At 70.4% G+C, this 20506-nt stretch carries 24 protein-coding genes and 1 tRNA gene; 14 read left to right on the top strand and 11 right to left on the bottom strand.

The annotated features are described in order from the left end of the window. Window positions 1-204 precede the first annotated feature (204 nt). Both ACPU2J_RS12945 and ACPU2J_RS12940 read left to right on the top strand, forming a co-directional pair. Window positions 205-2556: an immune inhibitor A domain-containing protein gene (locus ACPU2J_RS12945; protein ID WP_423834960.1), complete on the top strand. Its 2352-nt coding sequence runs from the start codon at window positions 205-207 to the stop codon at window positions 2554-2556. Between the two features lie 115 nt (window positions 2557-2671). Beyond that, the gene (locus ACPU2J_RS12940) at window positions 2672-2974 is read left to right on the top strand and encodes a hypothetical protein (RefSeq protein ID WP_360878562.1); all 303 of its coding nucleotides are present in this window, start codon (window positions 2672-2674) and stop codon (window positions 2972-2974) included. 26 nt (window positions 2975-3000) lie between these two features. Here the strand turns inward: ACPU2J_RS12940 and ACPU2J_RS12935 are convergent, their stop codons facing one another. Both ACPU2J_RS12935 and ACPU2J_RS12930 read right to left on the bottom strand, forming a co-directional pair. Then, complete coding sequence (locus ACPU2J_RS12935; RefSeq protein WP_361605115.1) at window positions 3001-3600, bottom strand: isochorismatase family protein; 600 nt, start codon at window positions 3598-3600, stop codon at window positions 3001-3003. Between the two features lie 190 nt (window positions 3601-3790). Continuing rightward, window positions 3791-5119, bottom strand: a complete 1329-nt coding sequence (locus ACPU2J_RS12930) for a nicotinate phosphoribosyltransferase (protein WP_423833279.1) — start codon at window positions 5117-5119, stop codon at window positions 3791-3793. 80 nt (window positions 5120-5199) lie between these two features. Between ACPU2J_RS12930 and clpS the strand changes: the two genes are divergently transcribed. The 7 genes from clpS to ACPU2J_RS12895 all read left to right on the top strand — a co-directional run bounded on the left by clpS (window position 5200) and on the right by ACPU2J_RS12895 (window position 9918). Next, on the top strand, window positions 5200-5514 hold the full coding sequence (clpS, locus tag ACPU2J_RS12925; RefSeq protein WP_030852121.1) for an ATP-dependent Clp protease adapter ClpS: 315 nt from the start codon (window positions 5200-5202) through the stop codon (window positions 5512-5514). Beyond that, complete coding sequence (locus tag ACPU2J_RS12920) at window positions 5511-6104, top strand: DUF2017 domain-containing protein (RefSeq protein WP_399823383.1); 594 nt, start codon at window positions 5511-5513, stop codon at window positions 6102-6104. Before clpS ends, ACPU2J_RS12920 begins: the two co-directional genes overlap by 4 nt. 319 nt (window positions 6105-6423) lie before the next feature. Continuing rightward, window positions 6424-7863 carry an amino acid permease gene (locus tag ACPU2J_RS12915; RefSeq protein ID WP_361605106.1) on the top strand — a complete coding sequence of 480 codons (1440 nt, stop codon included), beginning with the start codon at window positions 6424-6426 and terminating at the stop codon, window positions 7861-7863. 122 nt (window positions 7864-7985) lie between these two features. Then, window positions 7986-8408 (top strand): M67 family metallopeptidase, encoded by a 423-nt coding sequence (locus tag ACPU2J_RS12910; RefSeq protein WP_361605103.1) that lies wholly within the window; start codon window positions 7986-7988, stop codon window positions 8406-8408. 77 nt (window positions 8409-8485) lie between these two features. After that, window positions 8486-8593 (top strand): putative leader peptide, encoded by a 108-nt coding sequence (locus tag ACPU2J_RS12905; protein WP_311736929.1) that lies wholly within the window; start codon window positions 8486-8488, stop codon window positions 8591-8593. A gap of 87 nt (window positions 8594-8680) precedes the next feature. Next, a complete protein-coding gene (locus ACPU2J_RS12900; RefSeq protein WP_361605100.1) occupies window positions 8681-8968 on the top strand; it encodes a MoaD/ThiS family protein in 288 nt (95 codons plus the stop codon). Further along, window positions 8968-9918 carry a PLP-dependent cysteine synthase family protein gene (locus ACPU2J_RS12895; RefSeq protein ID WP_365081013.1) on the top strand — a complete coding sequence of 317 codons (951 nt, stop codon included), beginning with the start codon at window positions 8968-8970 and terminating at the stop codon, window positions 9916-9918. Before ACPU2J_RS12900 ends, ACPU2J_RS12895 begins: the two co-directional genes overlap by 1 nt. Window positions 9919-9968: 50 nt before the next feature. Here ACPU2J_RS12895 and ACPU2J_RS12890 read toward each other — a convergent pair whose 3' ends face one another. From ACPU2J_RS12890 to ACPU2J_RS12880, 3 genes are all read right to left on the bottom strand, one after another. Continuing rightward, window positions 9969-10901, bottom strand: coding sequence for an aminoglycoside phosphotransferase family protein (locus ACPU2J_RS12890; protein ID WP_423833278.1), 933 nt, complete (start codon window positions 10899-10901; stop codon window positions 9969-9971). A gap of 173 nt (window positions 10902-11074) precedes the next feature. Beyond that, window positions 11075-11431, bottom strand: a complete 357-nt coding sequence (locus ACPU2J_RS12885; protein ID WP_423833277.1) for a DUF488 domain-containing protein — start codon at window positions 11429-11431, stop codon at window positions 11075-11077. After that, on the bottom strand, window positions 11428-11847 hold the full coding sequence (locus ACPU2J_RS12880) for a hypothetical protein (RefSeq protein ID WP_365497161.1): 420 nt from the start codon (window positions 11845-11847) through the stop codon (window positions 11428-11430). The genes ACPU2J_RS12885 and ACPU2J_RS12880 overlap by 4 nt, the downstream gene beginning before the upstream one ends. A gap of 195 nt (window positions 11848-12042) precedes the next feature. Between ACPU2J_RS12880 and ACPU2J_RS12875 the strand changes: the two genes are divergently transcribed. Beyond that, a complete protein-coding gene (locus tag ACPU2J_RS12875) occupies window positions 12043-12795 on the top strand; it encodes an MBL fold metallo-hydrolase (protein WP_399823373.1) in 753 nt (250 codons plus the stop codon). A gap of 74 nt (window positions 12796-12869) precedes the next feature. Here the strand turns inward: ACPU2J_RS12875 and ACPU2J_RS12870 are convergent, their stop codons facing one another. Both ACPU2J_RS12870 and ACPU2J_RS12865 read right to left on the bottom strand, forming a co-directional pair. Continuing rightward, window positions 12870-14093: a PTS transporter subunit EIIC gene (locus ACPU2J_RS12870; protein WP_423834959.1), complete on the bottom strand. Its 1224-nt coding sequence runs from the start codon at window positions 14091-14093 to the stop codon at window positions 12870-12872. Window positions 14094-14463: 370 nt separating this feature from the next. Then, window positions 14464-15765, bottom strand: a complete 1302-nt coding sequence (locus ACPU2J_RS12865; RefSeq protein WP_399823374.1) for a PTS transporter subunit EIIC — start codon at window positions 15763-15765, stop codon at window positions 14464-14466. 231 nt (window positions 15766-15996) lie between these two features. On the opposite strand from ACPU2J_RS12865, the gene ACPU2J_RS12860 reads away from it, so the two are divergent. From ACPU2J_RS12860 to rdgB, 4 genes are all read left to right on the top strand, one after another. After that, window positions 15997-16230: a PTS glucose/sucrose transporter subunit IIB gene (locus ACPU2J_RS12860; protein ID WP_361605079.1), complete on the top strand. Its 234-nt coding sequence runs from the start codon at window positions 15997-15999 to the stop codon at window positions 16228-16230. 100 nt (window positions 16231-16330) lie between these two features. Next, on the top strand, window positions 16331-17056 hold the full coding sequence (gene rph, locus ACPU2J_RS12855; RefSeq protein WP_361605076.1) for a ribonuclease PH: 726 nt from the start codon (window positions 16331-16333) through the stop codon (window positions 17054-17056). A 118-nt stretch (window positions 17057-17174) separates the two neighbouring features. Further along, window positions 17175-17555 carry a hypothetical protein gene (locus ACPU2J_RS12850; RefSeq protein ID WP_361605073.1) on the top strand — a complete coding sequence of 127 codons (381 nt, stop codon included), beginning with the start codon at window positions 17175-17177 and terminating at the stop codon, window positions 17553-17555. Between the two features lie 7 nt (window positions 17556-17562). Continuing rightward, window positions 17563-18177, top strand: coding sequence for an RdgB/HAM1 family non-canonical purine NTP pyrophosphatase (rdgB, locus tag ACPU2J_RS12845; RefSeq protein ID WP_420080673.1), 615 nt, complete (start codon window positions 17563-17565; stop codon window positions 18175-18177). 57 nt (window positions 18178-18234) lie between these two features. Here rdgB and ACPU2J_RS12840 read toward each other — a convergent pair. The 4 genes from ACPU2J_RS12840 to bcp form a co-directional block, all read right to left on the bottom strand. Further along, window positions 18235-18309 (bottom strand) — tRNA-Leu (locus ACPU2J_RS12840). 11 nt (window positions 18310-18320) lie between these two features. Then, window positions 18321-19193, bottom strand: a complete 873-nt coding sequence (locus ACPU2J_RS12835; protein WP_423833276.1) for an HNH endonuclease — start codon at window positions 19191-19193, stop codon at window positions 18321-18323. Then, complete coding sequence (locus ACPU2J_RS12830; protein ID WP_420080675.1) at window positions 19190-19816, bottom strand: HNH endonuclease signature motif containing protein; 627 nt, start codon at window positions 19814-19816, stop codon at window positions 19190-19192. The genes ACPU2J_RS12835 and ACPU2J_RS12830 overlap by 4 nt, the downstream gene beginning before the upstream one ends. Window positions 19817-19958: 142 nt before the next feature. Next, on the bottom strand, window positions 19959-20426 hold the full coding sequence (gene bcp / locus ACPU2J_RS12825) for a thioredoxin-dependent thiol peroxidase (RefSeq protein ID WP_423833275.1): 468 nt from the start codon (window positions 20424-20426) through the stop codon (window positions 19959-19961). Between the last annotated feature and the right edge of the window lie 80 nt (window positions 20427-20506).

The following is a 20506-nucleotide window of genomic DNA, read 5'->3' as shown; positions in this document are numbered from 1 at the left end:
GTTGTAAGGTTCAAGTCAAGGTCTGTCTTTTCTCGCGTCTCTCCGGTCAAATGTCGTCACTTGAGACGCGCGCCGCGCGGAACCCCCCGCTCCTATGGAGAAGTTCCGAACTCAGACGTTGCGGCCGCGGGAGGGGAACGACATCAAGTGACCAGCAATTCCGCCCGACGGCGTGCGATCCGCGCTGCCGCCGTCACCGTGACCATGGCCGCATGCGCGACCAGTGCAACCTTCTTCACCGTCACCGCGGCCCAGGCCGAGGGCAAGGCCCCGGCCGCCCCGGTGGCGGACCGGCAGGACCCGACCACTCCTGCCAAGGTCGTCGACCACGACCTCAAGGGCCCGTTCAGCGAGCAGCAGGCCCAGCAGCGCAAGGCCGCCCTGGACCAGGTGCTCCAGGGCAAGAAGGGCGTCGAGCAGCGCGGCGCCTCCAAGGTCGTCAAGCTCGACGACAAGAAGTACGTCGAGCTCGGCCGCGAGAAGACCGACAAGATCTTCACGATCCTCGTCGAGTTCGGCGACCAGGTCGACAGCACCACCATGCACGACCCGGACGGCCCCGGCCCCAAGCCGGCCGTGCCGAAGTACGGCGGCACCCCCGGTCCGCTGCACAACACCATCGCGCAGCCCGACCGTGCCAAGGACAACAGCACGGCCTGGCGCAAGGACTTCAGCCGTCAGTACTTCCAGGACCTGTACTTCGCCACCGGCGAGGGCAAGCACTCCCTGAAGACGTACTACGAGAAGACCTCCTCGGGCCGCTACTCGGTCGAGGGCGAGGTCTCCGACTGGGTCAAGGTCCCCTACAACGAGGCCCGTTACGGCTCCAACTACTGCGGCCAGAGCAACTGCGCCAACGTCTGGGACACCGTCAAGGACGGCGTCACGGCGTGGGTCGACGCCCAGAAGAAGGCCGGCAAGACCGACGCCGAGATCAAGGCGAAGCTGGCCCAGTACGACGTCTGGGACCGCTACGACTTCGACGGCGACGGCAACTTCAACGAGCCCGACGGCTACATCGACCACTTCCAGATCGTCCACGCGGGCGAGGACGAGTCGGCCGGCGGCGGCGTGCAGGGCCCCGACGCCCTGTGGGCGCACCGCTGGTACGCCTACGGCACCTCCGCGGGCAAGACCGGCCCGGCCAACAACAAGGCCGGCGGCACCCAGATCGGCGACTCCGGCATCTGGGTCGGCGACTACACGATGCAGCCCGAGAACGGCGGCCTCGGCGTCTTCGCCCACGAGTACGGCCACGACCTGGGCCTGCCCGACCTCTACGACACCTCCGGTGGCGGCGAGAACGGCGTCGGCTTCTGGTCCCTGATGTCGGCCGGCTCCTGGCTCGGCACCGGCAAGGACTCCATAGGCGACATGCCGGGCGACATGACCGCCTGGGACAAGCTCCAGCTGGGCTGGCTGAACTACGACACGGCCAAGGCCGCGACGAAGTCCACCCACAAGCTCGGTGTGTCGGCGTTCAACACCAAGGACAAGCAGGCCCTGGTCGTCGAGCTGCCGAAGAAGAAGGTGCAGACGGACGTCGTCGCTCCCGCCGAGGGTTCCACCCAGTGGTGGAGCAACATGGGTGACGACCTCAAGAACACCCTCACCCGCTCCGTCGACCTGACGGGCAAGAAGTCCGCCGCCCTGTCGCTCAAGGGCTGGTGGGACATCGAGGCCGACTACGACTACCTCTACACCGAGGTGTCCACGGACGGCGGCGCCAACTGGACCGCCCTCGCCGGCACCGCCGACGGCACGGCCATCCCGGTCGACGCCGCCGGCAGCCCGTCCCTCACCGGTGTCTCGGGCGCCTGGAAGAACCTGAACTTCTCGCTCGACGCCTACGTGGGCAAGAAGGTCGACCTCCGCTTCCGCTACCAGACGGACGGCGGCGCGGGCGGCAAGGGCTTCACGGGTGACGCCCTCACCATCACCGCGGACGGCTCCGCGCTGTTCACCGACGGCGCCGAGAACGGCGACAACGGCTGGACCGGCAAGGGCTTCTCCCGCATCGGCGCCAACTTCACCAAGGAGTACGCGCAGTACTACCTGGCGGAGAACCGCCGCTACGTCTCGTACGACTCCACCCTCAAGGTGGGCCCGTACAACTTCGGCTTCGGCAACACCAAGCCGGACTGGGTCGAGCACTACCCGTACCAGGACGGTCTGCTCATCTGGCAGTGGGACACCAGCCAGAAGGACAACAACACCAGCGTCCACCCGGGCCAGGGTCTGATCCTCCCGATCGACGCCAACGCCAAGCCGATGAAGTGGTCGGACGGCACCCTGCTGCGCAACAAGATCCAGCCGTACGACGCCACCTTCAGCGCGTACTCGACGGACGCGTTCACGCTGCACAAGAACGGCGAGTCGCTCTTCCTGAAGCCGAAGCCCGCGAACCTGGTCTTCGACGACCGCAAGGGCAAGTACTACTACGACGAGAACCCGACCGGATCGGTGAAGGTCACTGACACCAACACCAAGATCAAGATCCTGAAGGAGACCTACGACGGTGAGGTCATGACCGTCGAGGTCGGCCCCTCCAAGTAGTCACTCGGTAAAACAGCAGGTCAAAGCATGATCGGCCGTCGCCCTCTAGCGGGCGGCGGCCGATCGCGTTTAGATGCCCGGTACGAGTTTCTTATTGACGGGGGAGATGACAGCCGTGCCAGGTGGCGGATTCGTGAGATTGCCGGGCGGCAGCGTGGTGGTGGCGCTGACGCTGCCCAGGCCGTCCGGAGAGGGAGGAAACGTCCGCGTGCTCGTGCACGCCGCGAACCGGGCCCGCGCCCTGACCAGGCTGCGGAACCTCGGGATGCGGGCGGTCTACCTGCGGGGCAACGCCGAGCCCCCGACGCCGGACGAGGTGACCGCCGTCCTGCACCACCCGGACGGCCTGCTGTGGCGCGGGGCCCCCGACCGGGCCCAGGAGCTCTGGCACCCCATCCGGGCCCTGCTGGGCACCTAGCGCGTAGCGCCGCGGGGCCCCGGGCGCTACGGGCGGGGCCCGACCGCGCCCACGAGGGTCACACCGGCCGCGCGGAGCTCGTCCAGGGCCCGCGCGGTGGTGTGCGGGGCCACGGCCGCCGTCAGGTCCAGCAGGACGCGGGTGGTGAAGCCGGCGCGGACGGCGTCGAGGGCGGTGGCCCGCACGCAGTGGTCGGTCGCGATGCCGACCACGTCGACCTCGGCGACGTGCCGCTCCCGCAGCCAGGCGGCCAGGCCCTCGCCGTTCTCGTCCGCGCCCTCGAAACCGCTGTACGCGGCCTCGTACGCGCCCTTGTCGAAGACCGCGGCGACCGCGCCCGAGGCCACGGCGGGCGCGAAGTTCGGGTGGAAGCCGACCCCCTCCGTGCCCGCCACGCAGTGCACCGGCCAGGAGTTCTCGTAGTCCGGCTCGGCCGGGGGGTGCGCGAAGTGCGCCCCGGGGTCGACGTGGTGGTCGCGGGTGGCCACGACGTGCCGGTAACCGGCGGTGGCCTGCCCGATCAGCTCCGTGATGGCGGCGGCGACGTCGGCCCCGCCGTCGACCGCGAGGCTGCCGCCCTCGCAGAAGTCGTTCTGTACGTCGACGACGATCAGTGCGCGGTGCATTTCGCATGCCCTTCGGCTCGATGGTGTGCTGCGGGCCCTGCGGGAGGCTCTTCCCCCACCCCGCCCCTTCCCACTGTGCTGTGCGGCGGCTGCGCCGCGTGGGGGCTCTGCCCCCGGACCCCCGCGCCTCAAACGCAGGCGGGGCCCGCGACGCCGCCGCACCGGCTCACGGCCGGGCGTGCCCGCAGGGCTACACGTACTCCGTGGGGAGCACGGCCTCCCCGCGGGACAGCTGGGTCGCGGACAGCGGGAGGGCCGCGCGGGCCGCGCGGTGGCGGTCGCGGGCGGCCTCCAGCGGCTCGCGCGCGATCACCTCGCCGGCCTTGACCAGGTGGGTCAGCAGCTGGTCGTCGGCCAGGGCCGCGGGGACCGGCCCCAGGCCCACGACCTCCGCCTCGGCCACGCCCTCGGCGTCCCGCCGCCGGGCGGCCCACTTGCGGCCGCCGAGCGAGGTCTTCCCGCCGGAGGACCGTTTCGCCACCGGGGCCAGCGCCGCCTTCGGGTCCGCCGAGGTGGCCCGCGCCACCAGCTTGTAGACCATCGAGCAGGTCGGGTGCCCGCTGCCCGTCACCAGCTGGGTGCCCACGCCGTACGCGTCGACCGGCGCCGCGGCCAGCGAGGCGATGGCGTACTCGTCCAGGTCGGAGGTGACCACGATCTTCGTCGAGGTGGCGCCCAGCTCGTCCAGCTGCTGGCGCACCCGGTGGGCCACCAGCAGCAGGTCGCCGGAGTCGATCCGGACGGCCCCCAGGTCGGCGCCCGCCACCTCCACGGCGGTGCGCACCGCCTCGGCCACGTCGTAGGTGTCCACGAGGAGGGTGGTGCCCCGCCCCAGCGAGGCCACCTGGGCGGTGAAGGCGTCCCGCTCGCTGTCGTGGACCAGGGTGAAGGCGTGCGCGCTGGTGCCGACGGTGGGGATGCCGTAGCGGAAGCCGGCCGCGAGGTCCGAGGTCGAGGCGAAGCCGCCCACGTACGCCGCCCGCGACGCGGCCACGGCGGCCAGCTCGTGGGTGCGCCGGGCGCCCATCTCGATCAGCGGCCGGTCGCCGGCCGCCGAGGACATCCGGGAGGCCGCCGCGGCGATCGCCGAGTCGTGGTTGAGGATCGAGAGGATCACCGTCTCCAGCAGCACGCACTCGGCGAAGCTGCCCTCGACCCGCAGCACCGGGGAGCCGGGGAAGTAGACCTCGCCCTCCGGGTAGCCCCAGATGTCGCCGGAGAAGCGGTAGGAGGACAGCCAGTCCAGCGTCCGCATGTCGACGACGGCCCGCTCGCGCAGGAACTCCAGCACCGCTCCGTCGAAGCGGAAGTTCTCCACCGCGTCGAGCACGCGCCCCGTTCCGGCGACCACCCCGTAGCGGCGTCCCTCGGGGAGCCTCCGGGTGAAGACCTCGAAGACGGAGCGCCGGTCGGCGGTGCCGTTGGCCAGTGCGGCCTGCAGCATCGTGAGCTCGTAATGGTCCGTGAAGAGCGCTGTCGACGGCACGTCCACCGGCAGGCCCAGGTCCGCAGTGTTCATGGCTGGGATGCTAGCGCACATTTCGTCAAAGTGACGAGATGTGGGTCCCGTTTGTGCAACGGGCCCGTCACGGTGGCAGCATGGGACGAGTGAGTGTTGCTCCCATTGAGATCGAACGCACCGAATCGGCCGAGGAGACCTTCGCCGTCCCCGAACCCGACGTCCCCTGGGTGACCCTGGTGCACAACGACCCGGTCAACCTCATGAGCTACGTGGCGTACGTGTTCCAGGCGTACTTCGGATACTCCAAGGACGTGGCGCACAAACTGATGCTGGACGTCCATCACAAGGGGCGGGCGGTCGTGTCCAGCGGCACCCGCGAGGAAATGGAGCGCGACGTGCAGGCCATGCACGGCTACGGCCTGTGGGCGACCCTCTCCCAGGACCGCACCTGATGGGGTTCTTCGAGGAACGGAAGGGCGGCGGCGCCGCCGTCGCGCTGGACGAGATCGAGATCTCCATCCTGCGCACGCTCACCGTCCAGCTGCTGGAGCTGATCGGTCCCGGGATCCCCGAGGACGCCGACCCGCTCGCGGCGCTGTTCGCCGAGGGGCCCAGCGAGCCCCCGTCCGACCCGGCGCTGGCCCGGCTCTTCCCCGACGCCTACGGCTCCCCGGACGGCGCGGCCGAGGAGGGCGTGGACCCGGCGGAGACGGTGGAGCGGTCGGCGGAGTTCCGCCGCTACACCGAGAACGACCTGCGCGCCCGCAAGCGGGACGACGCGCTGGCCGTCGTCCGCAGCCTGGACGCCCTCACCCCGGGCGGTGACGGGGTGGCGGTGCTGGAGCTGACCGGCGAGCTGCCGCTGCGCTGGCTGGGGGCGCTCAACGACCTCCGGCTGACCATCGCGGCCCGGCTGGACATCACCGAGGACGAGCAGGGCGCCGCGCTCGTCGGGCTGCCCGACGAGGACCCGCGCAAGCCGATCGTGATGGCCTACCACTGGCTCACCGGGCTCCAGGAGTCCTTGATCGAAACCCTCTGAAAGTCCATCCGAGGGTGCGGCGTTCGCTCAGCGGACGCTCAAATCCGGATAACGATCAGATCACCGCCATGCGGTGATCTGATCCTTTCGCATGCCTTTGTCCGGAAATTTTGGGGGCCTGCATCACCTTTCTCCCCCTCCGACTGTCGTAAGCACGTGATAAATCTTCACGATCACCGCGGGGACGCCACCCATGTCCCCCGGTCCGCTTGAACCGGCAGACCGCCGGCGTGCAACTCCATCCGTATCCGGGGGGATCGAGGACCCGGTCCGCAGCCTTCGAAGGCCGCGGACCGGCGTGGAGAAAGGCGCACCAGACATGACCTCAGTGCAGGTCGAACAGCACGGCAACACGCCCGGCGAGGGCACCGGGGGCGACGGCGGCGAGGGCTACCACCGCACGCTCGGCGCCCGTCAGATCCAGATGATCGCGATCGGCGGGGCCATCGGCACCGGCCTCTTCCTGGGAGCGGGCAAGGCCATCTCCAAGGCCGGCCCCAGCCTGATCCTGGCCTACGCGATCGCGGGCCTGGTCATCTTCTTCATCATGCGGGCCCTGGGCGAGCTGCTCATGTACCGCCCGGTCTCCGGTTCCTTCTCGGACTACGCCCGGGAGTTCCTCGGCCCGTTCTGGGGATACGTGACGGGCTGGACCTACTGGCTGTTCTGGGTGGTCACCGGCATCACCGAGGTCACCGCGGCCGCGCAGTACATGGCGTACTGGACCCACGACAGCTTCCCGCAGTGGGCCTACGCGCTGATCTTCACGGTCATCCTCTACGGCGCCAACCTGATCTCCGTGAAGCTCTTCGGCGAGCTCGAGTTCTGGTTCTCCATGGTCAAGGTCACCGCCATCGTCGGCATGATCCTGATCTGCGCCGGCATCCTCACCATCGGCTTCTCCGACGCCGCCGAGACCGCCTCCGTCACCAACCTGTGGAACGACGGCGGCTTCTTCCCCAAGGGCATCGGCGGCACGCTGATGACCCTGCAGATCGTGATGTTCGCCTTCCTCGCGGTCGAGCTGGTCGGCGTCACCGCCGGCGAGTCCAAGGACCCCGAGAAGACCCTGCCCAAGGCCATCAACACCGTGCCGTGGCGCATCGCCGTCTTCTACGTCGGCGCGCTCATCATGATCCTCTCGGTCGTCCCGTGGACGCACTTCCAGCCCGGCGTCTCGCCCTTCGTCGCCGCCTTCGAGCGCATGGGCCTCGGCGTCGGCGCCGCGATCGTCAACTTCGTCGTCCTGACCGCGGCCCTGTCCTCCTGCAACTCCGGCATGTACTCCACCGGCCGCATGCTGCGCGACCTCGCGCTCAACGGCCAGGGCCCGAAGTTCTTCACCCGGCTCACCAAGAGCGGCACCCCGCTCATCGGCACCACCTTCTCCGCCGCGCTGATGCTCGTGGGCGTCTGGATCAACTACGTCGCCCCCGGCAAGGCCTTCGACTACGTCGTCTCCTTCGCCACCATCTCCGGCATGTGGGCCTGGATCATGATCCTCGTCTGCCAGATCCGCTACCGCTCCAAGGCCGACCGCGGAGAGCTGCCCGCGTCGAAGTTCAAGGCCCCCGGCGCCCCGTACACCAGCTGGTTCGCCCTGGCCTTCATCGGCATGGTCATCGTGATGATGGGCGCCGACAAGGACGCCCGCGTCTCGCTCTACTGCGCCCCGCTGTGGGGTCTGCTCCTGGGCGTGTCCTACCTGGTCATGAAGAACCGCGACCCGCGCGGCGCGGCCTTCACCAAGGCGTCCTGACGCCGGGTCCCGGCCGCCTGCCGCGGCCGGGAACCGCGCTCCCGTGGACCTCGTGTCCACCATGCGGGCCCTTCCGTACCACTCCTCGGTACGGAAGGGCCCGTCTGCTTATCCTGTCGCTCATGCTGACCCTCACCCAGGACCTGTACGACCGGATCGTCGAGCACGCCCGCCAGGACCACCCCGACGAGGCGTGCGGCGTCGTCGCCGGCCCGGCCGGCACCGGCCGCCCCGAGCGGTTCGTCCCGATGCTCAACGCCGCCCGCTCGCCCACGTTCTACGAGTTCGACTCGAAGGATCTGCTGAAGCTCTACCGCGAGATGGACGACCGGGACGAGGAGCCCGTGATCGTCTACCACTCGCACACCGCCACCGAGGCCTACCCCTCGCGCACGGACGTGACCTACGCGAACGAGCCCGGGGCGCACTACGTGCTCGTCTCCACGGCCGACCAGGACGGCCTGGGGGAGTTCCAGTTCCGGTCGTACCGCATCGTCGACGGAGTGATCACCGAGGAAGAAGTGCAGGTCGTGGCCGCCTACTGACCAGCATGTGAGCCGATGGCGTCCATGATGCGGGATCACACTCCAAACCGGGGACCGGGAATCGTTAACATGACCGCATGGTTTCCCACGACGTGAGCATCGAGACGCCCGGCAGGCTGCTGCTCGTGGCGCGGCTGCACGTCGACCTGTGCCGCCTCGCCAGCGCCATCTGTCCTGCTGCCTGAGCACCAGAGCCCTCGCGCGCGGGGGCTGCACGACCGCGCGCCCCTTTCTCACGCACACCTGCCACGCCCTGACGACTGGAGCCCAGCATGGCCATCGAGGTCCGCATCCCCACCATCCTCCGCACCTACACCGACGGCGAGAAGGCCGTGTCCGGGGAGGGCGCCACGCTCGCGGACCTGTTCGCGGACCTGGAGACCCGGCACAAGGGCATTCGAGAGCGACTCATCGACCAGGCTGACGGTGGGCAGCTGCGCCGCTTCGTGAACGTCTACCTCAACGACGAGGACGTCCGTTTCCTCGACGGTATCTCCACCGCCCTCAAGGACGGCGACAACGTCACCATCCTCCCGGCCGTGGCCGGCGGATCGAAGTAATGCGTTACGACTCCCCGCTGGCCGCGGTCGGCAACACGCCGCTGGTCCGGCTGCCCCGGCTGTCCCCCTCGGAGGACGTCCGCATCTGGGCCAAGCTGGAGGACCGCAACCCGACCGGCTCGATCAAGGACCGCCCCGCGCTCCACATGGTCGAGCAGGCCGAGAAGGACGGCAGGCTCCGTCCCGGCTGCACCATCCTGGAGCCGACCTCGGGCAACACCGGCATCTCCCTGGCGATGGCGGCCAAGCTCAAGGGCTACCGCATCGTGTGCGTGATGCCGGAGAACACCAGCCAGGAGCGGCGCGACCTGCTGGCCATGTGGGGAGCCGAGATCATCTCGTCGCCGGCCGCCGGCGGCTCCAACACCGCCGTCCGGGTGGCCAAGGAACTGGCCGCGGAGCACCCCGACTGGGTGATGCTCTACCAGTACGGCAACCCGGACAACGCGGGCGCGCACTACGCCACCACGGGTCCGGAGATCCTCGCCGACCTCCCGTCGATCACCCACTTCGTGGCCGGCCTCGGCACCACCGGCACCCTGATGGGCGTCGGCCGCTACCTGCGCGAGCACGTGCCCGGAGTGAAGATCGTCGCGGCCGAGCCGCGCTACGACGACCTCGTCTACGGCCTGCGCAACCTCGACGAGGGCTTCGTCCCCGAGCTGTACGACGCCTCCGTGCTGACCACCCGCTTCTCGGTCGGCTCGGCCGACGCGGTGACCCGCACGCGGGAACTGCTCCGGCAGGAGGGCATCTTCGCGGGCGTCTCCACCGGAGCCGCCCTGCACGCGGCCATCGGCGTCGGCCGCAAGGCGGTGGCCGCGGGCGAGCCGGCGGACATCGTCTTCGTCGTGGCCGACGGAGGCTGGAAGTACCTGTCGACGGGCGTCTACACGGCGGCGACGACCGAAGAGGCCATCGAGGTCCTCCAGGGCCAGCTCTGGGCCTGACGCCCCGACCCGACCCGGCGGGGCCGTTCCCCGGCCCCGCCGGCGCGGTGTCAGCGGGTGGGCAGGGACTCCGCGACGCAGACCTGGGAGGGGGCGAGGGAGGTCCGTCCGTCCTCGATGTCCCAGAGGGTGTTCTGCAGCAGCCGTGCCCGGGTCCAGCCGGCCGCGCGCGGCCGGTCCAGGCCGAGGGCCTCGGTCAGCAGGTCGAACCGGCGCCGCACCGTCCGGTGCGCGTTCCCGGCGGCGTGCAGCTCCTCCCAGCCGGTGTCCAGCGCCGGCCACAGGTCGAAGCCCGGGTCACCGACGAGGGGTTCGGGGTCGATCGCCAGCCAGGGCTCGTGCTCGGCGGCGAGCACGTTGCCGTGGTGCAGGTCCCAGTGCAGCATCCGGTCCCCGGGCTCCCCGGCCAGCTCGGCGGCCGCCGCGGCCCAGTCGCGCAGCCGCCGCCGGTCCGCGGGGTCCGCCAGGCCGGTGACGGCCGCCGGCACGGCCTCCAGCATGGCGCGGACGACGTCGCCCAGTCCGGGCAGGCCCCCGGGCGCCGGGACGGAGTGCAGCCGTGCCAGCAGCCCGGCCAGGATCCCCATGGCCGCGTCGTCGTCCCCGGCGTCCGCCAGGGTGCGCGAGCCGTCCAGGCGCTCCAGCAGCACGGCGCCGCTCTCCGGGTCGTGGTCGAGGAGCCGCACGATGCCGTCGCCGTTCCACGCCCGCAGCCCGATCAGCGCGGCGGCCGTCTGCGCGCTGGCCGGCTGGAGCCGGAGCACGGCGCGGGCGCCGTCCGCGCGGCGCACCGGAACCACCAGCGCGCTCTCGCCGGACCGTAGGGCGCCGTCGCGCTCCAGCTCCCACCGGCCGAGCAGGTCCGCCACCAGGGCGGGCAGCCGGGCGATCCACGCCCGCTCCTGCGGACCACCGTTCCTCGTGTACGAGGCGACGAGGGACCCGGGGACCTCGATGCCGTGCGGTGAACTCGGCGAACTCATGGGCTCCCTCGGGCGGGCGGGCAGGCGGGCACGCGGGCGTACGGCGGCCCTGGCGGCCGGGCCAGTCTGGCGCACGGCGCGGCGCCGCGCAGCCGCATTGAGGCTCGGCCGACGGGCCCGGGCCCGGGCATCGGGCGACGGGCCGACAGGCCGACGGCCGGCGGGCCGTCGGATCAGGCCGCGAGGTGTTCCGCGAGGATCGCGGCATGGCCGGAGCCCGGCTCCCGGACGGCGGTCAGCAGCGTCACCGGCCCGGCCCCGGCCAGCGCCCGCAGGCGGGCCAGCTCGGCCGCCGCCTCCGGCGCCGCCAGCTCCGCCTCGTACCGCGCCCGGAACTCCTCCGCCGAACCCCCGTCGTGGAACCACCTGCGCAGTTCCGTGGAGGGCGTCACCGCCTTGGGCCACTCGTCCACCGCGGCCGCCGCCTTCGCGAGCCCGCGCGGCCACAGCCGGTCCACGAGGATCCGTACGCCGTCCGCGTCCGGCTCCGGCGGGTCGTACACCCGGCGCAGGCGGATCCCCGGCCTCACCGGCCGCCTCCCAGTCCCTTGACCTCGTCCCACACCGCCGGGTCCAGCGTCCCCGTCCGGGTGCGGAACTCCCACAGCGACACCTCGTCCGGCCGGTCGGCCTCCAGGAAGCTCGTACGGCCGCCCCGGGCGGCCGTGCCCGGCGGCAGGGCGATCACCCCGGCCCGCCGGTCGTCGTACTTGCCGGTGATCCACGCGACCCGCGCCCGGTGGCCCCGTACCGAGCCCACCGCCAGGACCAGGCACGGCCGTCCGTCCGTGAGGACCCACAGCTCACCGGCCCGCGGCCGCGGCGGCGGGCCCGTGCCGTGGGCGGGCGGCGGGCGGCGGGGGCGTCCCGCCCGTCCGCCCGCGACCAGGACCACCAGCGCCACGGCCACGACCGCGACCACCGCCGGCCACCAGGACGTGTCCATGCTCCGACCGTAGCCGCGCGGACGCGACCCGGCACGGCAACGCCCGTGCCCACCGTCGCTCCCCCGGGTGACAGCGCAGGTGATTCCCCCCACAACGGCCTGCCGCGGAGGAGCGACCGGACGTTTCGCGCCTTACGCTCGACGCACGCACGGCCCGCATTCCGTCCACGGACCGTCCACGGAGGTTCACGCTCCATGAAGCTCACCGTCGTCGGCTGTTCGGGGTCGTTCCCGTCCGCGGAATCGGCCTGTTCGAGCTACCTCGTCGAGGCCGACGGCTTCCGCCTGCTCCTCGACATGGGCAACGGCGCCCTCGGGGATCTCCAGCGCCACTGCGGCCTCTACGACCTCGACGCGATCTTCCTGAGCCATCTGCACGCCGACCACTGCATCGACATGTGCGCCTACTTCGTCGCCCGCTACTACCGCCACGAGGGCGGCCGCTGCGGCACGATCCCCGTCTTCGGTCCCGAGGGCACCGAGAAGCGTCTGACCACGGCCTACGACGACGTCCCCGACGAGCGTTCCATGAGCGAGGTCTTCGACTTCCGCACCCTGAAGTCCGGGACGTTCGAGATCGGGCCCTTCCAGGTCCGCACGGAGCGGGTGGCGCACCCCGTCGAGTCGTACGGCATCCGCGTCGAGCACGGCGGACGCTCGCTCACCTACTCGGGCGACACGGGCGCCTGCCCCGAGCTGGGCCTGCTCGCGGACGGCACCGACCTGTTCCTCTGCGAGGCCTCCTTCACGCACGGCAAGGAGGACATCCCTGACCTCCACCTCAACGGCCGCGAGGCCGGCGAGTACGCCCGCGGCGGTGGCGTCGGCCGGCTGGTCCTCACGCACATCCCGCCGTGGACGGACCCCGCGCAGAACCTGGCCGACGCCCGCGCGGTCTACGACGGCCCGGTCGACCTGGCGTACGCGGGCGCGGTCTACGAGGTCTGAGCGCGGCCCCTCCGTACGCGAGAGCCCCCGCCCTCCCTTCCGGGAGAGCGGGGGCTCCGTCGTGCGCGCGCTGCCTACTTGGCCTCGGCCTTCTGCAGCTCGGCGAGCTCCTCGTCGGACTCGCGGCCCGGGGTGGGGAGGTTGAACTTGGTGATCGCGAAGCGGAAGATCGCGTAGTACAGGACCGCGAAGCACAGGCCCACGACCGCGAGGCCCAGCGGGTTGGTGGCCTTGCCCAGGTTCAGCAGGTAGTCGACCGCGCCGGCGGAGAAGCCGAAGCCGTCCTTCATGCCGAGCGCCCAGGTCAGGGCCATGGAGACACCGGTCAGGACCGCGTGGACCGCGTACAGCACCGGGGCGATGAACATGAAGGTGAACTCGATCGGCTCGGTCACGCCGGTGACGAAGGCGGTGAGCGCGAGGGAGAGCATCATGCCGCCGACGACCTTGCGGCGCTCGGGGCGGGCGCAGTGGACGATCGCGAGGCAGGCGGCCGGGAGGGCGAACATCATGATCGGGAAGAAGCCGGTCATGAACTGGCCGGCGGTCGGGTCGCCGTGCAGGAAGCGGGCGATGTCACCGTGGTAGTCGGTGCCGGCGTCGGTGTAGGTGCCCGCCTGGAACCACGGGAAGGAGTTCAGCAGGTGGTGCATGCCGATCGGGATGAGCGCACGGTTGGCGACACCGAAGATGCCCGCGCCGACCGCGCCCGAGCCGACCAGCCACTCGCTGAAGTTGTGGATGCCGGTGCCGAGGACCGGCCAGATCAGACCGAAGACGATGCCGATGAACAGACCGGCGAAGGAGGAGAGGATCGGCACGAGGCGGCGGCCGCCGAAGAAGCCCGCCCAGTCCGGCAGCTTGGTCCGGTAGAACTTCTGGTAGAGCAGGGCGACGACGATGCCCATGACCACGCCGCCGAGGACGCCGGCGTTGACCGGGGCGTCGACGTTGACGATCTTGCCGTCCACGACCTTGGCGACCTTCGGGAGGTTGCTGTCGGTGAAGGTGGCGAGCACCTTCTGGAAGACGAGGTAACCGGCGACGGCGGCCAGGGCGGTGGAGCCGTCGGACTTCTTGGCAAAGCCGATGGCGATGCCGACGCAGAAGAGCAGGGCCATGTTGCCGAGGATGGCGTCGCCGCCGGCGGCCATGTAACCGGCGAGCTTCTGGACGAAGTCGGGGAACGAAGCGCGCGCCAGCATGTCGTCCTGGCCGAAGCGGACGAGCAGCGCGGCGGCGGGCATCACGGCGACGGGGAGCATGAGGCTCCGGCCGATGCGCTGCATGACGGCCATCACGCCAGCGCCCTTCTTCTTCTCCGCCGCGGGGGCGGTAGCCGTGGACACAACTTCCTCCAGTGGGCAAGGCGACGCCAGAGGGAAACGGGGGACGGCGACGTCTCGGGAAATGGGGGTACGCGGGGGCCCGAACGGGCCTGCGTGGTCTACACCAATCGTGGTGTAGACCAGTTGTAACACGGTGAGGGATAGATAAGGAACCTTCGTTTTCCTGTGGTCTACGCCACACGCTCCGGCGGTTCCCGGACCACCCCTCCCGGCCCCCCTCCCGCCCGTGCCGAAGGCCCCCGGATCCCGGATCCGAGGGCCTTCGTGCACCGGGCCGAACGGCCCCGTGCGGGGGATGCGTTGTGTCCGCCGCCGCGCGCTACGCCTTGGTGTTGTCCGCCTCCATCGCCGCGATCTCCTCGTCCGACTCCCGGCCCGGCGTCGGGATGTCGAACTTCGTGATCGCGAACCGGAACACCGCGTAGTAGACGACGGCGAAGCACAGGCCGATCGGGATGATCAGCCACGGCTTCGTCGCCAGCCCCCAGTTGATGACGTAGTCGATCAGGCCCGCCGAGAAGCTGAAGCCGTCGTGCACGCCCAGCGCCCACGTCACCGCCATCGACACGCCCGTCAGGATCGCGTGGATCACGTACAGCGCCGGCGCCACGAACAGGAAGGAGTACTCCAGCGGCTCCGTGATGCCCGTGACGAACGAGGTCAGCGCCACCGACAGCATCAGGCCGCCCACCTCCTTGCGCCGCTGCGGCTTCGCGCAGTGCGTGATCGCCAGCGCCGCCGCCGGGAGCGCGAACATCATGATCGGGAAGAACCCCGAGAGGAACTGCCCCGCCTCCGGGTCGCCGCTGAGGAACATGTTGATGTCACCGTGGACCACCTCCCCGTCCGGCTTCGTGTAACTGCCGAACTGGAACCACACCGGCACGTTCAGGAACTGGTGCAGACCGATCACCAGCAGGGCGCGGTTCGCGACCCCGAAGATCCCCGCACCCCACGAACCCAGACCCACCAGCCAGTCCGAGAAGCTCTCCAGCGCGTCACCGACCGGCGGCCACACCCACAGGCACACCACCGCGAAGACGATGCCGACGAACGCCATGATGATCGGCACCAGTCGCCGGCCGTTGAAGAAGCCCAGCCAGTCCACCAGCTTCACCCGGTGGTAGCGCTGCCAGAACCATGCCGACAGCAGACCCATCACGATGCCGCCGAACACCCCCGGATTCTGGAACGTGTACTCCGCGAAGGTGTCGTCCTGCCCCAGGCACCCGCCGCCGATGTCCACCGTCCCCACCGGACAGGGCGTCGGGAACACCCGCAGCACGCTCCGGTACACCAGGAAGCCGACCACCGCCGCCAGCGCCGTCGAACCGTCCGCCTTCTTCGCCATGCCGATCGCGACACCCACGCAGAACAGGAGCGGCAGGCCGAGGTCGGCGTTCAGCAGCGCCCCGCCCGCCGCCGCGATCACCTTCGCGACGTCCGTCCACCCCAGCCCCTGGTCCCCGAACACGTCCGGCTGGCCCAGCCGGTTGAGGATGCCGGCGGCCGGCAGCACGGCGATCGGCAGCTGGAGGCTGCGCCCCATCTTCTGCAGACCCTGGAACAGGCCGTTCCACCACTTCTGCTGCGGCACCGCCGCGGCACTGCTGGCACTCATCGGCATCCTCCCTCACCGGCCTGTTTTTTTGGTTGCCGTACCACTTGCGTGCACACTGGTGTAGACCAGTTGTGGGCAGGCTGCTGCTGATCGTCATCATTCGGCAGAGACCGGTCATGCGCTCGCGTAGATGGGCCAACCGTGCGTTACCGTGACAACGCGGACCGCGCAGGTGGGAATCCATGTTCCGGCCGCTGAGACCCGTTCTTCGCATCACTCAGGGAGAAACACATGGCCACCAAGGCTGAGAAGATCGTCGCCGGGCTCGGCGGCATCGAGAACATCGAAGAGGTCGAAGGCTGCATCACCCGCCTGCGCACCGAGGTCGTCAACCCGGACCTCGTCGACGAAGCCGCCCTCAAGGCCGCCGGCGCCCACGGCGTCGTCAAGATGGGCACCGCGGTCCAGGTCGTCATCGGCACCGACGCCGACCCGATCGCCGCCGACATCGAAGACATGATGTGAGCTGACCCCTCACCACCCGACGGACCCCGTACCGGAAGCCCCGGACGGGGTCCTCGCACACGTGCAGGGGCCCACCCCCACAGGGACTAGGCTCGGAGCCATGTCTCGCATCGACGGCCGCACGCCCGAACAGCTCCGCCCGGTCACCATCGAACGCGGATGGAGCAAGCACGCCGAGGGCTCCGTCCTCATCTCCTTCGGAGACACCAAGGTCTTCTGCACCGCCTCCTTCACCGAAGGCGTCCCGCGCTGGCGCAAGGGCAGCGGCGAAGGCTGGGTCACCTCCGAGTACTCGATGCTGCCCCGCTCCACCAACACCCGCGGCGACCGCGAATCCGTCCGCGGCAAGATCGGCGGCCGCACCCACGAGATCTCCCGCCTCATCGGCCGCTCGCTGCGCGCCGTCATCGACTACAAGGCCCTCGGCGAGAACACCGTCGTCCTCGACTGCGACGTCCTCCAGGCCGACGGCGGCACCCGCACCGCCGCCATCACCGGCGCCTACGTCGCCCTCGCCGACGCCATCGCCTGGGGCCAGAAGAAGAAGCTGGTCAAGGCCGGCCGCAAGCCCCTCACCGGCACCGTCGCCGCCGTCAGCGTCGGCATCGTCGACGGCGTCCCGCTCCTCGACCTCTGCTACGAGGAGGACGTGCGCGCCGAGACCGACATGAACGTGGTCTGCACCGGCGACGGCCGCTTCGTCGAGGTCCAGGGCACCGCCGAGGGCGAGCCCTTCGACCGCAAGGAACTCAACGCCCTCCTCGACCTCGCCGCCGGCGGCTGCGCGGACCTGGAGGCCATCCAGCGCGGCGCGCTGGAGCTGTAACCGGCAACCGTCCGGGGGCGGGCGGCGTCCCCACAGACACAGGGCGCGCGGTGCCGAGCCGCGCGTCCACCCGTACCCGCACCCGTACCCGCATCCAAGTCCTTTGGGGGAGAACCGCATGAAGCTCCGCATAGCGGCCGTCGCCGTGGCAGCCGTCCTGACCGTCCCGGCCCTCACCGCCTGCGACGCGATCTCCACGGCCATGGACTGCGCGAACACCGCGGTCGCCGTCACCGAAGGCGTCACCGACCTCCAGCAGGCCGTCTCCCAGGCCGGCAACAGCCCCCAGGACGCGAAGAACGCCCTCGACCAGATCGAGGCGAACCTCAAGAAGATCGGCGACCAGACCGACAACACCGACCTCGGCAAGGCGCTCGACTCGATGAACACGGCCGTCAAGAACGTCCGCACCTCCATCGAGAGCGGCAACACCGCCCCGGACGTCAAGCCGGTCGCGGACGCCGCGAGCGAGCTCTCCAAGGTCTGCACCCCGGGATAATGACCCCATGACCCCGACGCCCAGCCGCCTGATCCTCGCGACCCGCAACGCGAACAAAGTCACCGAACTCCGCGCCATCCTGTCCGCCGCCGACCTGCCGCACGAACTGGTCGGCGCGGACGCGTACCCGGAGATCCCGGACGTCAAGGAGACCGGCGTCACCTTCGCGGAGAACGCCCTCCTCAAGGCCCACGCCCTCGCCCGCGCCACCGGACTGCCGGCCATCGCCGACGACTCCGGCCTCTGCGTGGACGTCCTGCACGGCGCCCCCGGCATCTTCTCCGCCCGCTGGGCCGGAACCCACGGCGACGACAAGGCCAACCTGGACCTGCTGCTGGCCCAGCTCGGCGACATCGCCGACGAGAACCGCGCCGCACACTTCGCGTGCGCCGCGGCCCTGGCCCTGCCGGACGGCACCGAACGCGTGGTGGAGGGCCGCCTCCTCGGCACCCTGCGCCACACCCCGGCGGGCACGGGCGGCTTCGGCTACGACCCGATCCTCCAGCCCCTGGGCGAGACCCGCACCTGCGCGGAACTGACCCCGGACGAGAAGAACGCCATCTCCCACCGCGGCCAGGCCTTCCGAGCCCTGATCCCCTTCGTCCGCGCCCTCCTGGGCTGACGCCGGATACGCCGAAGGGCGGTGTTCCTCCTGAGAGGAGCACCGCCCGTTCGTCGATGGGCCCGGTGGGACTCGAACCCACGACACACCGGACCTAAACCGGCGCCCTCTGGCCAGCTGGGGTACGGACCCGTGCCACCACCTTACTGGTCGTCGACGGCTGTTCGTCGCGAAGGGACTGCCTTGCCCGACGGCCTGGCGAAGGTCGGAGTCTGGCTGTGGCAGGAGGGGCAGACGTAGCGCAGGTTCTCCCGGCGGTTGTCCAGTCGGTCGCCGTTGACGTGGTCGATCTCGAGCACGAGTCTGCGGCCGTGCCAGACGTCTCCGATGCCGCACTCGGCGCACACGTGCGGGACTCCGAGGTCGTCGAGCGCGCGGCGGAGCAGCGCCGTCCTGGTGCGGGAGGACCCCGTTTCGAGCCGTATGAGGATCTCCGCAGGTGACCTGCGGGCAGGGGAACGGCTGCCGGCGGCGTGTCCCCGGCCGGTGAAGTGCCCGGTCGGCAGCTCGTACTCCTTGATGCTCCGCCGTGCCTTGGCACGTGCGGATCCGTCGAACGGACGGTGCCCCAGTGCGCGCATGACCCCTGCCATGGTCTTCGCCCCGGCTACCGCAGGCGCGATCACCGCGCGGGGGAAGAGCCGTTGTGACGCGGGAGCGTCCCGACGGGAGAAGTGCGACGTGTCGATCCCGAACCGCTCCAGCCGTTGGGCGACATGGGCGCGGGCGCTGTTGTAGGGATCGACGCCCATGTGGGCGAGCATCCCCGAGACGCTGTCCGTACGGGCGGCCGCTTCCCGCAGCCGTTCCGGCGTGTAGCGCTGCCTGGTCCGGGCGGGCAGTGGTTCGTCGGCGAAGTGGGAGGTGTCGATGCCGTAGTGGGCCAGCCGGCCGCGCAGGTACCGGCGAGGTCCGGCCAGCAGGGGTGCGTCCAGCCGCCTCATCAGATCGACGAGGCTGGTGGCCGACGGCGCGGTGCGGCTCAGCAGGTCCCGGGTGTACCTGACCTTGCTCATACGGGCTTCCGCACCGTGCGGCCGCGGTAGGTGTCCGTGGTCGCATGGCAGTTGGGGCACAGGAGTCGGAGGTTCTCCCGACGGTTGTCCCACCACTCGCCGTTGATGTGGTCGACCTCGTGCCGGAGCGGCTTGCCGTTCCACAGCGGGCCGACTCCGCATGCGGCGCACTGCTCCGGGACACCGTTCTTCAGCAGCTGTCGCCGCAACCGCTCACCCGGGACCCTGCCCTCCTGCGGATCCCTGAGCGAGAGCGTCGGCCCCAGTGCTCCCTTGGGACGGGGGCTCCGCGTACGCCCGAAGTGCGAGGTGTCGATGCCCAGCGTCGCGATCCGGCGGGCGATGTGGGTCTGGTTCCCGCCGACGTTGTCGATGCCGAGGCGGGTGACCACCTCCACGACGGACGTGGACCCGGCCACGAGCTCCCTGAGCCGCTCCTCCGTGTGCCTCGCCCACCTGGTCGGGAAATGCGAACAGTCGACCCCGGCCTCCCGCATCTTCGCCCGCAGGTAGCGCCTGCTGCCGGGGCTCGGAGTGCCGCCGCACCATCTGACCGCCTCGTCCCAGCTGTTCGTCCGGCGGGCCGCCTCTTCCAGCAGCTCCCGCGTGTACCTGACCGCCATCGTCTCCCCCTCGTTCCCGGCCGCGTGTGCGGGCCTCGTACGGGACAACGGGTTCGGTGGGCGGACGGTCACGGGGGTTCTCGTCCGATAAGCGGAACGGGCCGCCCCGGGGAGGGGCGGCCCGTTCCGGTGGACGGGGGTGTCAGATGCCCAGGTCCTTGATGATCTTGGCTACGTGGCCCGTCGCCTTCACGTTGTAGAAGGCGTGTTCCACCCTGCCCTCCTCGTCCACCACCACCGTGGACCGGATCACCCCGGTGACCGTCTTGCCGTACAGCTTCTTCTCGCCGAACGCGCCGTAGGCGGTCAGCGTCTCCTTCTCCGGGTCGCCGACCAGGGTGACCTTCAGGTCCTCCTTCTCGCGGAACTTCGCGAGCTTCTCCGGCTTGTCGGGGGAGACGCCGATGACGTCGTAGCCGGCGGCGGCCAGGACGTCCAGGTTGTCCGTGAAGTCGCAGGCCTGCTTCGTGCAGCCCGGCGTCAGGGCGGCCGGGTAGAAGTAGACGATGACCTTGCGGCCCTTGTGGTCGGCGAGCGAGACCTCGTTGCCGTCCGCGTCGGGCAGGGAGAAGGCGGGGGCGGTGTCGCCCGGCTGGAGTCGCTCGCTCATCTTGACAGTCTCCTCGGGAGGGGATCGGTACGCCTTGAGACTAAGCTGACAGACTGTTCATGGCGGACCACGCCCCACAG

Origin of the sequence: Streptomyces manipurensis, assembly GCF_049570255.1 — a bacterium.
GTDB classification, from domain to species: Bacteria; Actinomycetota; Actinomycetes; order Streptomycetales; family Streptomycetaceae; genus Streptomyces; species Streptomyces manipurensis.
This window is presented reverse-complemented; position numbering and strand designations above follow the sequence as displayed.